We start from the raw sequence: 16,603 nt of genomic DNA, 5'->3' as shown, positions 1-16,603 counted from the left end.
CGGATCTTCATTCTTTTTCCCGGACCCGGCGCGTGGGGGGCATCATGAATTCCAAGCTGTCACCCGAACTTCGCCACCACGTGCAGGCGCATGCCGCGCGTGCGCTGGCCGCACGGGGTGAGGCACCCGGTCCGGTGCTGCTCTCCATCCAGTTCACCGGCCCCATCGAGGATTTGAGGGCTGCCGGCTTCCAGGTGCGCGGCGTCTTTCCCCATGCGACCCGGGGCTACACCATCGCGACGGGCACGGCGCCGCCAGAGCAGCTGGAGGCGCTGGCCGCCATCGAGCACGTGTCGCAGTTGGAAGGCTCCGTCCGGATGCACCCCAAGCTCAACTACAGCGTTCCCGAAATCCATGCGGACGGGGTGCACATCGGTCCGGTGCAGTACCGGGGCAAGGGCGTCATCGTCGGGGTCATCGATTCAGGCATCGACTGGCGTCACCGGGGCTTCGTGACGCCCGGGGGGGACACGCGCGTCCTCGCCTTATGGGACACGCGGCTCACGCCCACGGGGACGGAGAGCCCGGGGCCCTTTGGCGTGGGCGTCCTCTACGACAATGCCCGCATCAACGAGGCGGTCCACGGCGACCTGGGCCAGGTGCGCAGTCTCGACGCGCGGGACGATGAGGTCGGCCATGGCTCCCATGTCACGGGCATCGCCGCGGGCAATGGCGGCCCCGCGACCTGCTGTCATCCGTTGGGAAAGACCTTCGTCGGCGTGGCGCCCGAAGCGGACATCGTCCTCGTGCGCTATCCGCTGAACACCGGCCCCGAGTTCGGGGCGAACGTCCTGATGGCCGAAGCCGTGGGCTTCATCTTCGAGTTCGCGCAGAGCGTGGGCAAGGCCGCGGTGGTCAACATCAGCCTGGGCGCCAATCTGGGGCCGCACGACGGGACGTCCAACCTGGAGCTGGCCATTGACGCGCTGGTGTCCGGCAAGGAGGGGCGCGCGGTGGTGGTGGCCGCCGGCAACGAGTCCGACGAGCGCACGCACGTCCAGGGCACCGTGCCCGCCAACGGCAACCTGGAGGTCGAGTTCTCCACCCGGGATGGGTACGAGAGCTACGCGCAGCTGGACGTCTGGTACGCGCGCGCGGGCACCCTGAACCTGGAGCTCATCGAGCCGGGGCCCCACTCCCTGGGCACCGCCAACCATGGGGCGAACCGGGTCGCCCTGGCCAACGCCAATGACAGCCAGGACCGCCGCTTCGCGGTGACGACCTTCGGCACCATCAACGGCGCGAACGACCGCGACAACAACTTCCGCATCCGGATGCAGCGGCCCATCTCCGGCAACATCCCGGCGGGGGATTGGAAGCTCAACCTCATCAATCCCTCCGGCACCGCGGTGACGTTCCACTGCTGGATTGAGAGCGCCACCCAGCAGCCCGTGTTCCTGGATCCCGTGGACCCGCCGGATGGGAAGGTGCGGGCGTCCAAGGCATCGACGCTCACGATTCCCTCTACGGCGTTGACGGCCTTCTGCGTCGCGAACCATGAGTCGCGGACGAGCTTCTTCGACTGCTTTCCCTCCTCGGACATCCGACCGTCCTCCAGCCGGGGTCCCGTGGCGCGCAACGCGGCCGCGAACCCCAAGCCGGACATCGCCGCGCCGGGCTTGAAGATCCGGTCCGCGAAGGCGGACGCCGCGAACCTCCAGGGCAACTGTTGCTCCTGCTGCCCTGACGCGTGCTGCTGCCTGTACGAGGAGCTGGGCGGCACCAGCATGTCGACACCGCACGTCGTGGGGGCCATCGCGCTGATGCTGGAGTTGAACCCGCGGCTCAAGCGCGAGGACATCTTCAAGTACCTCAAGGTGTCCGCGCGTCCGCCCCCTCCCGGGGGAACGCCTGACACGTGGGGCGTGGGCAAGCTCGACGTGCAGGCCGCGATGGAGCGCGTCTGGGCGGAGAGTGGCGGCGGAGGGGGAGGCGGCGGCTTGCGCGCGGTTCCTTCGGAGCGGCCTCGCCCGGCCGTGTCGCTGCCGCCCTCACTGCGAATCGTGAGGGCGCGGCTGCTCGCGCTGCCGGAGGGAGAGGTGCTGGCGTCGGTGGTGAGCCGGCACTTCAGCGAGGTGCGGCGGCTCATCGACACGAACCGGCGGGTGGCCACGCTGTGGCACCGGGGCAGTGGACCCCGGATGCTGCGATGCCTGCTGGAGGGAGCGCTGGACGCGGACGCGCCGCCCGCGCTGGAGACGGAGTCCCAGCGGGAGTACCTGGAGCGCTGGTGCGGCCTGCTCACGCGCTACGGCACACCGAAGCTGCGCCGGAGCCTGGAGCAGCACCGGGAGCGTGTGTTCGCGCTGCTCCGCATGCCCCTGGCCGCGCGGGTGCAGGCCCAGGCGCTGGAGGCGGCTTCGTGAGCCAGGACGCCTCGGGAACCCTGGAGCTGCTCGCGACGGAGCTGGCGCGCATCTTCCGCCCGCTGGCACTGCGCGCGGAGGCGGGCACGGCGGACTCCGTCCTGGAGTGGCTGGGCCTGCGCCGGCCGCCGGGGCTTTCGCAGACGGACGACCTGAGCGCCGCCGTCAGCTCGCTCATGACGGCGGCCACGGACCTGCCGACGCTGGTGGAGCAGCTCGTCGACGCCATTGGCGCGGAGGACCCGGTCGCGGTGGAGGCCACGGGCCGGGCGCTCGTCGAGCGCATCGGGCTGCTGGTGCAGGCGTCGCGGACCACCGCCACCGCGCTCGGGGCGCTCAGCACGAGCGCGGCGACCCTGACGCCCGCCCAGCGCGCGGAGCTGGCGGCGTTCGCCACCGCGTTCGCGTCGAAGCTGTTTCAGCGGCTCCTCGTCGATTACATGGAGGACCGCTTCCCCCAGCTCGCGATTCCGCTGCTCGCGACGGGGGCGATGGAGATCGAGCAGGTGGAGTCGGGGCCTCCCGGCACGCTCCAGGGCGCCTACACCCGCAAGGCGCTGCACTTCGACCGGATGGCGCGGCTCTTCACGGACCCCGTGGGCCTGCTCCGGGACGTGCACAAGTGGGGCGCCCCGGACTTCGACGGCCTGGCGCTCTTCGGTGCGCTTCAGGCGCTGCTGGAGACGCAGTTCGGCATTCCCGCGCAGTTGCTCCAGCCGCCCGGACAGCCGGCCATGCTGGAGGCCTTCGCCTTCAGCGCGGAGGTGAACCCCGCCCTCAGCCCACCAGGGTTGGATTTGAGCGTGCGAGTCCCGGGCGCGCTGAGCCGCTCGGAGACGGCCACCGCCGGGGACTGGCAGTTGTCCCTGGACGCGCAGGTGCAGTCCCCGCAGGACTTCACGCTCACGCTGCGGCCCCTGTTCGACCTGTCGGTGGACGACCCCGGCACCGTGGACGTCCACACGGCGCTGTCCTTCACGCGCGCGCCGGGGGCCGACCCCTTCCTCCTCCTGGGCGAGGCCGGTGGCTCACGCCTGGAGGTGCAGGGGCCTCAGGCGACCGTGTCGGTGGACGTCCACGTGGACGCGGCCTCGGGGCCGGTCACGGTGGATCCCGGCATCGCGGTGATGCTGCACGCGGGGAAGCTGGTCATCAGCGGCGAGGGCGGTGACGGCTTCCTGTCGACGCTGCTGTCGGGCCGGACGCTGGAGTCGAACTTCGACGTGGGCATGTCGTGGAGCCCCTCGAAGGGCGTGGCGTTCACGGGCAGCGCGGCGCTGGAGGTCGCGCTCCCCGCGCACGTCTCGCTGGGCCCCCTGGAGATCTTCAACCTCTACCTGGTGGCGACGCTGCGCTCCGACGGCGCCATCCCGGTGGAGCTGTCCGCCGGGTTCATGGCGACGTTGGGCCCGTTGACCGTGTCCGTGGACCGGATGGGCCTGCTGGCGACGTTCACGTTTCCGGATGGCGGAGGGAACCTGGGCCCGGCGGACCTGGCGTTCGCCTTCAAGCCTCCCGACGGCCTGGGACTGGTGGTGGACGCGGGGATGGTGAAGGGCGGCGGCGCCCTCTTCTTCGACCCGGCGCGAGGGGAGTACTCGGGCGCGCTGGAGCTGGTGTTCGCGGACCTGTTCGGCGTGAACGCCATCGGGCTCATCACCACGCAGAACCCGGATGGCACGCCGGGGTTCTCACTGCTCATCCTGCTGACGGCGGACTTCGGCAGCGGCATCCAGCTGGGCCTGGGCTTCACGCTGCTGCGCGTGGGCGGCCTGCTCGGGCTCAACCGGACGATGAACCTGGAGGCGCTGATGGAGGGCGTGCGGTCCGGCGCCATCGACAGCGTGATGTTCCCCCAGGACGTGGTGGCCAACGCGCCGCGCATCCTCAGCGACCTGCGGACGCTGTTCCCCCAGAAGCAGGGGACGCTCCTCGTGGGGCCCATGGTGGAGCTGGCCTGGGGCACGCCCGCGCTCCTGCGCGTCTCGCTGGGCGTCTTCGTGGAGATTCCCGGCGACGTCGCCATCCTGGGCGTGTTGAAGGTCGCGCTGCCGCACGAGGACCTGCCGCTCCTGGTGCTCCAGGCCAACTTCGCGGGCGCCATCGAGTTCGACAAGCAGCGGCTCTACTTCTTCGCGTCGCTGTTCGAGTCCCGCATCCTCTACGTGACCCTGGAAGGGCAGATGGGGGTGCTGGTCGCGTACGGCGACGACGGGAACGTGGTCGTGAGCGTGGGCGGCTTCCACCCGAGCTACACCCCGCCGCCGCTGCCCTTTCCCACGCCCCAGCGCGTCGCCGTCACGCTCATCAACACGTCCACCGCGCGGGTACAGATCCAGGGCTACTTCGCCGTCACGCCGAACACGGTCCAGTTCGGCGCGCGGGCGGACCTCTTCTTCGGCGTGGACTCCGCGAAGGTGCAGGGGCAGATCACCTTCGACGCCCTGTTCCAGCGCTCCCCGTTCTTCTTCACCATCGACATCTCCGCCACGTTCTCCATCAGCGTGGCGGGGTTGGATCTGCTCAGCGCGCGGCTGACGGGCTCGCTGGAGGGGCCGAATCCCTACCGCGCGAAGGGGAGCGCTTCCATCTCGATGCTCTTCTTCGACATCTCCGTGGATGTCGAGGTCGTCTGGGGCGGCTCCGAGGACACGCTCCTGCCGCCCATCCTGCTCTTGCCGCTGCTCCTGGCGGAGCTGAACAAGGTGGACAGCTGGCGCGCGCTGCCGCCTTCCGGCAAATCCCTGCGTGTCTCCCTGCGCACGCTGCCTCCCGAGGACGGGCTGGTGCTCCACCCGGTGGGCGTGCTGCGGGTGTCCCAGCGGCTGGCACCCCTGGCGCTGACGCTGGACCGGGTGGGCGCCCAGACGCCAGCGGACGTGAACCGCGTGGAGCTGAGCGTGGCCTCCGGTGGACTGGCGAAGACCGCGGACGCGCTGGAGTCGTTCGCACCCGCGCAGTTCCAGGACATGACGGACGCGGACAAGCTGTCGCGGCCGGCCTTCGCTCCGGAGCCGGGCGGCGTGGAGCTGTCGGGCGCGGGGCAGGTGCTCAGCTCCAGCCGGATGGTCAAGCGCGTGGTGCGCTACGAGCTCATCATCCTGGACTCGAACTCCAAGCGCTTCGCGCGGAAGTTCTTCGACTACACGGCGCGGCTGTTCACCTTCTTCCTGCGCGGCTCCAGCACGGCGCGCTCCGCGCTGTCCCAGGCCACCCGGACCCAGCTGCGGCCGTTCGCGGACACCATCACCGTGCAGGCGGAGACGTACACGGTGGCCTTCCAGCTGGACAACCGCGCGGTGTCCACCGAGTCCGCGAGCTTCCAGAGCGAGGCGAGCGCGCGCGACTGGATGGCGCGCAAGGTGGCGTTGGATCCGAGCCTCGCGGACCAGGTGCACGTCATCCCCACCTTCGAGAAGGCCGTATGAGCCCACCCCTCGCGACGTACTCGTTCCTGCCCTGGTTGCGCAGCGGGTTGGCGAATGAAATCACCAGCGCGGACCAGGACCCGAACCAGAAGCTGCGCGTCCAGGTCCAGGTGCGGCTGGCGCTGGTGGGGACCCGGCCGGATGGCACGACGGTCACGCAGCCGCTGTCGCGCGACGTGGCGTTGTTCGGTCCGGGCGACATCCAGGGCGTCGACACGCGCGCCATCGTGCGCACGGACCCGCGCCCGTGGATCACCAACTTCGAACCCAACCACCTGCCGCTGGTGGAGTTCTACGACGAGGACTTTCCCTGGCGGTACACGCCCGCGGCCCCGGACGCCGCGCGGGGGCGGCTGCGGCCGTGGTTGATGCTCGTGGTGCTCACGGAGGCGGAGTTCCAGGACGGCGCGGACGTCGCGGGCAAGCCGCTGCCCTACATCGACGTGGAGGACTTCTCCGTCTTCCCGCCCGCGGATCAGCTGTGGGCCTGGGCGCATGTCCACGTGAACCGCTCGCTCGCGGGGAGCGACGGCGAGTTCACGTCGAACGACATGAGCGCGGTGCTGCCCCGGCTCCAGGCGGTGCTGGATGAGAACCCGGACCTGGCCTGTTCGCGCATCGTGTGTCCGCGGAAGCTGTCGGGCAACTCGGGCTACCACGCGTTCCTCGTGCCGGTGTTCGAGTCGGGGCGGCTGACGGGCCTGGGGTTGGATCCCGCCCAGAGCCCGCACGCGACGTTCTCCGCGTGGGACCCCGCCTATCCCAGCGGCACGCGTCAGGCGCCCACGCTGTTCCCCTATTTCTACCGCTGGTACTTCCGCACCGCCGCCGACGGTGACTTCGAAACGCTGGTGCGCCTGCTCAAGGCCCGGCCGGTGGACATCCGCGTGGGCCGCCGCGACCTGGATGTGTCCGACCCCGGCTCGAACGTGCGGGGACAGGTGGACCCCACGTTGGGCAGCGTGCTCAAGCTGGGCGGAGCGCTGCGCGTGCCGCGCGAGGACTACACGCCGGAGGAGTTGGCGGAGCTGGACCGGTACGAGAACTGGGCCACGCCGTTTCCTCGTCCCATCCAGCAGGACCTGGCCGCGCTGGTGGATCTGGCGGACGACTACGCGGCGGCGGCCGCGGCGGACGCGAACGCGGGCACCGGCCTGGGGGAGGGCGTGGAGGACAACCCGGATCCGCTGGTGACGCCGCCGCTGTACGGCATGTGGCACGCGCTGACGAAGCGGCTGCTCACGAACCGCGACGGTACGCCGGTGACGCCGGTGGACAACTGGGTGCACGGCCTCAACCTGGATCCGCGTCACCGCGTCACCGCGGGCTTCGGCACGAGCGTCATCCAGCAGGGCCAGGAGACGTACATGGAGGCCGCCTGGGACCAGGTGGGCCAGGTGCTGGAGGCCAACCGCCGCATCCGCCTGGGACACCTCGCCCTGCAGCAGGGCCTCGTCTGGTTCGACCGGCAGCTGACGCCGCTGCTGGGGGAGAGCCACGAGCGCACGCTCCTGCTCATGGCCCCGCTGGCGAAGCGCGTGCTGGCCAGCCCCACCACCGTCAACGCCGTGCTGGCGGGAAGCCGCGTGCAGCCCACGATGACCTCCGCCGCCCTGCGCCGGGTGGCCCGGCCCCGGGGGCGGCTCATCCGGTCGCTGCCGTTCGACGCGGAGCGCCCGCTGGATGCGCTCGTCGAGCGCGTGAACGCGGGGGAGGTGAGCGCGGCGCCGCCCAAGGTCGCGCCACCCGGCGTGACGACGGTGGACCAGGTGGCGGCGTCCGCGAGCCCGGCGGGCGTCCCCGCGTGGCTGCTCGCGCTGCTGGTGCGGTGGCCGTGGCTGGAGTGGGGGCCGCTGGTGCTCGCGCTGCTGCTGGCGTTGCTGCTGTTCGCGCTCTCGCCCGTGCTCGGGGTGTTGCTGGGGGGACTCCTCATCGTCGCGGGGGTCGTGCTCCGTTCGGTGTTCGCCCGGTGGGCCGGGGCTGCCCGTGCCGCGGGCGCGCTCAGTGAGGCTGGGCAGACGCCTGAGTCGGTGGCCCGGCTCCCGGGCAGCGCGGACTTCGTGCTGACGGAGCCGGGCGCGCCGCTGACGGCGACGGTCGGAGGCGTGGACAACCCGGAGGCGGTGCGCTTCAAGACGGCCCTGCGGGATGGCTTCGCGCTCATGCAGGTCAGCACCGGCGCGGGGCCCGTTCCGGTGCGCGCGGCGTTGGACCTGGTGACGCTCACCCGGGGCATGCTGACGAAGCTGGACCCGTCGCTCACGGTGCCCCGGCGAGTCCTCGCGGGGGTGTTCCTTCCTCCGCGCATCACCGTGGAGCAGGTGGATCCGTTCACCGAGGTCATGGCCTATCCGGTCATCGACGCGCCCATGTACAAGCCGCTCGCGGCGCTCTCCTCCGAGCTGTTCCTGCCCAACGTCAATTTCATCGCGCCCAACAGCATCACGCTGCTGGAGACGAACCAGGTCTTCATCGAGGCGTACATGGTGGGGCTGAACCACGAGTTCGCCCGGGAGCTTCTGTGGCGCGAGTACCCCACGGATCAGCGCGGCAGCCCGTTCCGTCAGTTCTGGGATGTGTCCAGCTACTTCGACCCCCAGCAGACAGACGACGCGGCGCTCCGGGAGCAGCTGCGCGACATCCCCCCGCTGAACCTGTGGCCCCTGGCGTCGAAGCTGGGGGAGCACGACGCGCGCGCGCCTCCGGGGAACAACTCGGCTCAGGCCGTGCTCGTCATCCGGGGAGAGCTGCTCAAGCGCTACCCCACGGCCGTCATCTACGCGCACCGCGCCGTGTGGCAGCTCAAGCCGGACGGCTCCATCGACCCGAGCCAGGAGCGGCAGCTGGCGACCCTGACCGACGAGGAGGCTGCGAACCCGCCGCGCACCAAGGTGCGCACGCCGCTGTACGACGCGCGGGTGGACCCGGACATCTACTTCTTCGGGTTCGACCTCACGGTGGCCGAGGCGGAGGGCGGCACGGGAGAGAACCCCAACGATGACCCGGGTTGGTTCTTCGTCATCAAGGAGCGGCCGGGGGACCCGCGCTTCGGGTTGGACACGGACGCGGAGCCGGTGCTCAACGTCTGGAACGACCTGTCGTGGCAGGACGTCCAGCCGGGCCCAACCGGCAGCTTCATCGACGTGTCCTCCACGACGCCCACGCTCACGCTGGTGCCACCCACCGGGCCCGATGCCGCGGAGAAGCTGCCGCAGTACTCGGACGACCTGCACGTGTCGTGGAGCGGCGACATGAGCGCGGCGGACGTGGCCTACATCCTCTTCCAGACGCCCGTGCTGGTCGCAGTGCACGCGAGCGAGATGCTCAACCGCGAGTCCTGACGCGCACCCGCGAGGGCGTGCGCCGGGATGATGACGAGGCAGGACCCACCATGGCTGAGTTCGACGAGCTTCGAGTCAGGCTGCGAACAGCGCGCGCGGAGCGGGAGACGGGACAGGCGGCGGTCGCCAACGCGCGTGACCGGCTGGCGCGGTTGGAGGCGCGACGGGCCCGCGTCCAGCGCGCTGGAGACGGGCAGGGTGTGTCGCGTGGGCGCGACCCGGAGTCGGAGCGCGCCCGGGCGGCGAAGGACCTGGAGGACGCGCGGGCCGGGCTCGGGCAGGCGCAAGCGCGGGAGGCCGCGGCGGTCGGCCGCTTCGGCGCGGTTTCGGATCCGCGCAGCGCGGCGGGACAGTGGGATGACGGGCTGCCCATCCTGCTCTTCCCGGTGCGGCTGGAGACGCGCTTCAAGACGGCGGCCGCTCCGGGCGAGTCCGCGCCGCCGGAGCTGTGGGTCCGCATCTATCCCGACGACGCGAACATCGACACCTTCGAGCCCACGCTCTCCGACGGGGAGCTGGTGAGCGCCCGGCGCTACTGGTGCGCGGTGTGGGCGGCGGGGGGCGTGGAGGGGGCGCTGCGCGCGGCCTGGCGCAACCTGGTCGCCAGCCATGGCGCGGGGCGCGCGGAGTGGATCCTCCAGCAGTACCGTCCGGTGGGCGCGGCGCCCTCCAAGGCTTCACCCGACGACGTCCTCCTGGTCATCCCCACGGAGGTTCCGCTCGCGGGCGCGGTGCAGGTCGCGCTCGCGGGCTACTGGCGCGCGGTGTGGCTCGCGCAAGGGGACGCGGCGGCGCTCGGGTCGGCGTGGATCCAACTGGAAGCGGCGGTGGGCGGTGAGGTGCGAGCGCGGTCGCTGGTCGCGGCCTATGTCCCCTTCAACCTGGACGCCGAGCCGGGCAGCTCCCGGGACCGGCGGGACGTCGTCTGCACGGTGGTGCAGCTGGCCCTGCCTCCAGCGGACGGGGTGCCGACGAAGCCCACGGCCTGGTCGCGCGCGCCGGTGGCCACGGTGTTGCCGGACCGGTTCATCTTCATCGGCCAGTCCACCGGGGAGGCGGACGTCATCGCCGTGGGCGCTCCGGTGTCTTCGCCCCTGATGACCGGCCCGGATCCCTATGCGCTCCCCGACGAGCAGCTCCGGCAGGACGGGGGCGAGATGCAGGTCCCCCCGGGCCTGCGCTGGATGGTGGACTTCCCCAGCGCGGTGGAGGTGGGCATGGGGCTGCGCGTCCCCCTCACGCCGGCCCAGGCCTCCCGGGGCTTCGACCGCGTCCTCGTGCTGGGCCTGCGTTCGAGCGCGGACCCGGCCCAGGCCCAGGCGGAGCTGGAGTCGCTGCTGGAACACCACCGGCTGGGCCGGAGCGGCCTGTCGCTCCTGCCGCAGGGAGCGGCGACGAACAACACGGACGATGCGTCTGCCGTGCCTTCGCTCGTGGACGACGCGGATGCGACCTTCGACGTCCTCTTCAAGGGGAGCGAGGGCTTTCCCCTCGAAACGGATCCGCTGGAGAAGCGCGATGGACAGTGGCTCGCGGAGTATCTGGGCGTGTCACCCTCGCTGTTCACCCGCACCCTGAATTCCGCGGGGCGCGACCAGTCCGACGCGCGCGCGATGAACGTGGCGCTGTGGCCGGCGACGCTCGGCTACTGGATGCGGACGATGATGCAGCCCGTGATTCCGGACGCCACGGTGGATCCGCTGCGGACGTTCTTCACGCGCTACGTGAGTGGCCGGGGCGCCGTGCCCGCGCTGCGCATTGGCAAGCAGCCCTACGGCATCCTGCCGGCGACCGCGTTCTCCCGCATGGCGTGGTGGGGGCAGGCGGAGGGCTGGCAGCGCATCCTCCCGGGCCTCTATTCGGTGCTGCGCAAGATGGAGGGGGACTGGGCGTTGCTCGCGCAGGGCGTGTCGTTCACCGGGCGGCCGGGCGCGGATCCACAGGCCACGCTGCTGGACATCGTCGGGCTGCACCCGACGTCCGCGGAGCTCTCCACGCGCTACGCGCAGAGCGTCACGCAGCTGCGCAACCAGCTGGTGTTCCTGGACGCGGCCTTCCTGCTGCCGGCGGTGATGCAGGCGCCGCTGCAAGGGGGCGCCCCCGCGCTGCTGTCCCGGCTGGGCTACACCGGGACGACGCCCCCGCCGCTCCTGGAGAAGGTCTTCAAGGGGCACCACGAGTTGCTCACGGGGCCCCTCATCGACGACCGCCCCCTCTCCGAGCAGGACCCGGTGCGGGCCTACACGCCGGATGGGAGGAACTACCTGCGGTGGCTGCGCGACGCGGCGCGCACGTCACTGGACGCGCTCTACCTCCAGGACGGCTTCAGCGATGGGAGTCCGCCCGCCGCGCTCCTGTACCTGATGCTGCGCCATGCGTTGCAGTTGGGCTACCACGACGGCAGCGTGCGCGCGCAGGTGGCGGCCGGTCTGCTGGACGACACCACCGCGATGGCGGCCCGGAACGACGCCGCCTTCATCCACGTGCACCAGGCGCCCGCGCTCGCCAGCGAGAGCCGGTACGCGATGCTCTACAAGACAGCGCCCGCGGTGACTGGCAGCAACACGGCGCTGATCACCGACTGGCTCACGGCGAAGCTGGGACAGGTGTCCTCCACCGCGCAGCTCGCCGAACAGCTCGCGGCGCTGGAGCGCCTGTTCGACGCGTCCACCTCCCGCCTGGAGCGGGCCTTCGTGGAGCACCTGGACCTGTGCACGTACCGGCTGGATGCGTGGATGCTGGGGCTGGTCCACGTGCAGTTGGAGACGATGCGGGGGCTGGCCTCCAAGGCAGGCCCGCGCCAGGGCCTCTACCTGGGCGCGTACGCCTGGCTGGAGGACGTGAGGCCCAAGGGACAGGTGCTCACGGAGGTGGAGCTGGAGCCCGACCTCGCGGCCATCTTCCAGCGGCCGGGCGACGCGCCGCTCCTGCGTGACAGCACGAACCATGGCTTCATCCACGCGCCCTCGCAGAACCAGGCCGTCGCCGCGGCGGTGCTGCGCAACGGCGACCTGTCCAACGCCACCGCGACGAACCGGCAGGCCCTGGCGGTGAACCTCACCTCCGAGCGCGTGCGCACGGCGCTCACGCTGCTGGACGGGCTGCGCGAGGGCCAGGGCCTGGGCGCCCTCCTGGGCTACCAGTTGGAGCGCGGACTGCATGACCGGTACGGGCTGGCGGAGGTGGACGCGTTCATCTTCACGCTGCGCAAGGCGTTCCCGTTGGTCGCGGATCGGCTGGCCTCCACCGCCACGCCGCCGGACGTCCCCATCGACGCGGTGGAGGCGCGCAACGTCGTGGACGGGCTCGCGCTGGTCCAGCACGTCCAGCAAACTGGGAACGCGAGCTACCCGTTCGGACTGCCGCTGCCCGCCGCGAGCCCCGCGCAGACCGCCGCCATCGCCGCGGAGGTGCAGCGCTTGTTGGAGAGTCAGGACGCGGTGGCGGACCTGGGGCTCGCGGAGAGCGTGTACCAGACGGTGCTCGGCAATCCGGAGCGCGCGGCCGCGGCGAGCGATGCGTTCAGCGCCGGAGGCGCCACGCCGGACCCCGACGTGGTGAAGACGCCGGTGAGCGGCCTGGGCCTCACTCACCGCGTGGGCCTCCACCTGGAGAGCGGGCTGGATTCTTCGGCCTCGCCCGTGCCGGGCCTCACGATGACGCCGCGGTCGCAGGCGGAGCCCGCGCTGAACCAGTGGCTGGCGTCGCTCCTGCCGGACCTGGCGCAGGTGGGCTGCACGGTGGTGCTGCGCGAGGCGGCCACGAGCGCCCAGGTCGCGCGCCCGGTGACGCTGCATGCGCTCGGCTTGCAGCCGCTGGACTGGGTGCTGGTGGTGCGCGCTGATGGCTCCCAGGCGATGGCGGAGCTGGACGACCGCGTGCTGGCCTACGCCACGGATCACTTCGCGCCCCGTCCCGACACGTCCATGGTCATCCGCTACCGGGAGAAGGGGACCGCCGCGTACAGCGTCTTCGAGGTGCTGCCGCAACTGAAGGCCCTGCGCAGGCTGGTGACGCTGTCCCGGCCGCTGCGCGCGAGCGACGCGGCGCTCGCCAACGAGGCGACGGCGGCGCAGGACGACGCGGCCTCGGCGGTGGCCCGGGAGCGCATCGGGCTTCCGCGCGCCGCGTTGCAGGAGACCCGCGTCGCGCTGGATGGCCTGCGGGCCACGATGGCGGCGCCCCTGGCGGACCTGCCGGCCCAGCGCCCCGCAATCCTGGCGGCGGTGGACGGGTGGGCGGAGCAGCTGGTGCCGGACCTGTCCCAGGCGGCGCGGTTCGCGCTTCCGCAAGCGGGCTGGGGCTTCGTGCAGGCGTTCCGCACGGAGGTGTTCCAGGCCGTCCTGGGCAAGGTGGCGGAGCGCGTGACGGCCTGGGACGCGAAGCTCGCGGAGTTCGACGCGCTGATGGTGGCGGAGGCGAACCTGCCGCCGGGAACCTCCGACGCGGACCGGCTGGCGAAGCTGCGGGAGGCCTTCTGGCGCGTGTCCGCGGACGTGACGGCGGCCGTGCCCGGCTCACCTGACGTCTTCCGCACGCAATTGGCGGCGAGGCGCACGGCCTTCTTCGACCGGAGGAACGCGATGGACGCGCTCCAGCGGACGACGCGCACGCAGGTCGCGCCACTGCTCGCGGACGCGCAGGCGCTGCTTCCCCTGTCCTCGTTCGACGTGACGGCGCTGAGCTTCGACACGGAGGTCGACCGCGTCATCCGCTTCGTCACGGACGCGGTGCGGGTGTGCGAGGTGAATATCGCCCAGGCCGACACGCGGCTGGCGCAAAGCCAGACACTGCTCGACACGTACGACGCGTCCGGAGACCCCGTGGCGCGCGTCCAGGCGCTGGTGCAGGCAGGCAAGGCGCTCCTGGGGGAGGAGTTCGTCGTGGTGCCGGAGTTCACCCTCACGCCAGCGCAGGGTGAGGAGCTGGAGCGCGCCGTCGCGTACAGCGCAAGCGGGGAGCTCTTCCGCTACCTCACCGACACGGTGAAGGTGGACTTCCCCCTGGACACCTGGTTCCACGGCGCGGCGCGCGTGCGCGAGAAGCTCCGCGTGTTCGAACAGGTGACGCTGTTGGCGGATGCCTTCGGCCGGCCGGAGCCGGAGCTGACGGCGCTCCAGTTGCCGGTGTCGGTGGGCGACCGCTGGGCGGCGCTGGAGGTGCCCCCCGACCTTTCGAAGGACCAGGATCGCCTGCTCTACACGGCGCGGTTCTCCACGCCCTTCGCGAAGGCCCGTCCTCAGTGCGGCCTGCTCCTGGATGAATGGGCGGAGGTCATCCCGGCGACGGAGGCGACGACGGGGCTGGCGTTCCACTTCGACCGGCCGGACAACGAGGCGCCGCAGTCCTTCCTGCTCGTCACCCCGTCCCAGTTCCGGGGGGCATGGCAGTTCGCGGACCTGGTGGACGCGCTGAACGACACCCTGGACCTGGCGCGCTGCCGCGCGGTGGAGCCGGTGCACCTGGACGGCACTGCATACGCGCAGCTGCTGCCCGCGACGGTGACGGCCTCCACGGTCAATCAGCTCACCATCTCCGCGACGTGGGCCCTCAACAACGGTGTGCTCTCGCTGGCGAACGGAGGTGGACGGTGACGGCTCCCTTCATCACGCCCGACCTGGTGGGCGTGCTCCAGCGGCGGGAGTCGCCCACGCTCACGCTGTGGAACCGGCTGGAGGGGCGCCCCCGCGCCGAGCGCTTCGACCGCGCCCTGCGCGCCGAGGTGCGCGACGCGCTGTGGCTGATCACCCGGCAGTGGCAGATGGGCGAGCTCCAGGGCGACGACGCGGGCTCGCCCATCTTCGCGAAGCTCCGCGTGGAGACGTCGCCGCTGACGGGCTACCAGGCGGCGGGAGGCGCCGCGGAGCCGTTCGACGCGACGGTTCCCCTGGAGGCCCGGGTGGAGCGGCGCCCCGTGCCGCTTTCGCGGGGCGCGCAGGTGCTGGCGCTGGACGTGCGCCTGCTGCTGGGACGCTACTGGCTCAAGCTCCTGGGCACGCTGCCGGGACTGGACGTGACCGCGGCGACGGCGCAGTTCCTGGCGCGCTACCCGGTGCGGGCGCCGGACCCCGCGAATCCGGCGGACGCCACCACCTGCGCGCACCCGGAGGTGTGGGCCGCGTTCGCCGCGGTCGCGGGCCGGAAGCTGGACGGCGGAGCGCTGCACGCGCACCTGACGTCCTCTCCGCCGGGCCGGGCGTCGGATGGCATCGCGGCGCTCGCGGGGCGTGAGACGGAGGCGGACGCGCTGGCGGGGCGCTTCGTGGCCTGGTTCGCCGCGCTCGTCACGCAGCCCGGTTCCCCGGAGGAGGACGCCTGGGTCGCGAACCGGCTGGAGTACCAGTTCGCCGTCTCCGCTCCTACTGCCGCGGGGGAGAAGACGCTGCGCGCCGAGGCATACGCGGACGGGCACCTGGACTGGTACGCCCTGGACGACGCCGACGGGGCCACGCCGCAGGTTGGGTTGTCCACGGGAGAGACGCGCTCGATGGTGCCGACCCCGGTGTCCTTCCAGGGCATGCCGAACACGCGGTGGTGGGCGTTCGAGGACGGGAAGACGAACTTCGGCGGCATCAAGCCTGACACCACGGACCTGCCCAAGCTGCTCCTGATGGAGTTCGGCCTGGTGTATGCGAATGACTGGTTCATCGTGCCGTGCACGCTCCCGGTGGGCTGCGTGGCGTCCGTGCGCGGGCTCGCGGTGACGAACGTCTTTGGCGAGCGGACGTGGGTGGAGGCGACGGGGAGCGGCGCGGGCGATGACTGGCGGCGCTGGGCGATGTTCAACGCCAGCCCGCTGGGACAGGCGCGCCGGGCAGTGGACAGGAGCCTGCTGCTGCTCCCCACCGCCTACAAGGTGCAGGAGGGCGCGCCGAAGGAGGAGGTCCTGCTGGTGCGCGACGAGCTGGCGAACTCCGCCTGGGCGGTGGAGAAGACGGTGTGGCTGCCGGACGGGAGCGCGAAGCCCGGCGCGGAGGCCGCCACGGAGCTGCGGGCGTTCCTGGAGCAGGACCTCCTGCGCGTGCTGGGCGGCGCGCTTCCGCCGCCTCCGCCCGTGGCTGACGGCGTGAAGCTCCGCTACCAGGTGATGAACACGGTGCCGGAGCAGTGGATCCCCTTCATCCCGGTGCACCTGCCGGACGACGTGCGGCAGGTCCAGCTCCAACGGGCGGCGCTGCCGCGCATCCTTCAAGGCGACCCAAGGAAGCCCCTCAAGGTGGAGCCGCGCACGGCGTTGATGCGCGAGGGGCTGGATGCGACCCCCGCGCGGTCGTACTTCGTGCACGAGGAGGAGGTGCCCCGCGCGGGCGCCCGTGTCACCCAGGGCTTCCAGCGTACGCGCTGGACGGATGGAAGCGCCTGGGTGTGGCTGGGCATCCGGAAGCAGGCGGGACGGGGCGAGGCGTCGAGCGGGCTCGCCTTCGATCAGGCGGTGGACGTGACGGGCGCGGGGTGAGCGGGGTGGGGC

At 71.6% G+C, this 16,603-nt stretch carries 5 protein-coding genes; all 5 read left to right on the top strand.

Going from position 1 to position 16,603, the window contains the following annotated elements; genetic code table 11:
- Nucleotides 1–44: 44 nt before the first annotated feature.
- The 5 genes from D7X99_RS07985 to D7X99_RS07965 are packed head-to-tail and all read left to right on the top strand — an operon-like array spanning nucleotide 45 to nucleotide 16,591.
- Nucleotides 45–2,366, top strand: coding sequence for a S8 family serine peptidase (locus tag D7X99_RS07985; RefSeq protein ID WP_147476065.1), 2,322 nt, complete (start codon nucleotides 45–47; stop codon nucleotides 2,364–2,366).
- Entirely contained in the window at nucleotides 2,363–5,794 is a 3,432-nt protein-coding gene (locus D7X99_RS07980) for a DUF6603 domain-containing protein (RefSeq protein WP_121777239.1), read from the top strand. The genes D7X99_RS07985 and D7X99_RS07980 overlap by 4 nt, the downstream gene beginning before the upstream one ends.
- Nucleotides 5,791–9,135 (top strand): hypothetical protein, encoded by a 3,345-nt coding sequence (locus tag D7X99_RS07975; protein WP_121777238.1) that lies wholly within the window; start codon nucleotides 5,791–5,793, stop codon nucleotides 9,133–9,135. The genes D7X99_RS07980 and D7X99_RS07975 overlap by 4 nt, the downstream gene beginning before the upstream one ends.
- A 50-nt stretch (nucleotides 9,136–9,185) precedes the next feature.
- Nucleotides 9,186–14,729, top strand: a complete 5,544-nt coding sequence (locus D7X99_RS07970; RefSeq protein WP_121777237.1) for a hypothetical protein — start codon at nucleotides 9,186–9,188, stop codon at nucleotides 14,727–14,729.
- Nucleotides 14,726–16,591, top strand: a complete 1,866-nt coding sequence (locus tag D7X99_RS07965; protein ID WP_121777236.1) for a hypothetical protein — start codon at nucleotides 14,726–14,728, stop codon at nucleotides 16,589–16,591. Before D7X99_RS07970 ends, D7X99_RS07965 begins: the two co-directional genes overlap by 4 nt.
- Nucleotides 16,592–16,603 lie beyond the last annotated feature (12 nt).

Origin of the sequence: Corallococcus sp. AB032C (genome assembly GCF_003668935.1) — a bacterium.
GTDB lineage: Bacteria > Myxococcota > Myxococcia > Myxococcales > Myxococcaceae > Corallococcus > Corallococcus exiguus.
This window is presented reverse-complemented; position numbering and strand designations above follow the sequence as displayed.

Bases quoted from the DNA above. Each gene is read 5' to 3' on its own strand.
- D7X99_RS07985 (WP_147476065.1), top strand. From the start codon at position 45: ATGAATTCCAAGCTGTCACCCGAACTTCGCCACCACGTGCAGGCGCAT.
- D7X99_RS07975 (WP_121777238.1), top strand. From the start codon at position 5,791: ATGAGCCCACCCCTCGCGACGTACTCGTTCCTGCCCTGGTTGCGCAGC.
- D7X99_RS07970 (WP_121777237.1), top strand. From the start codon at position 9,186: ATGGCTGAGTTCGACGAGCTTCGAGTCAGGCTGCGAACAGCGCGCGCG.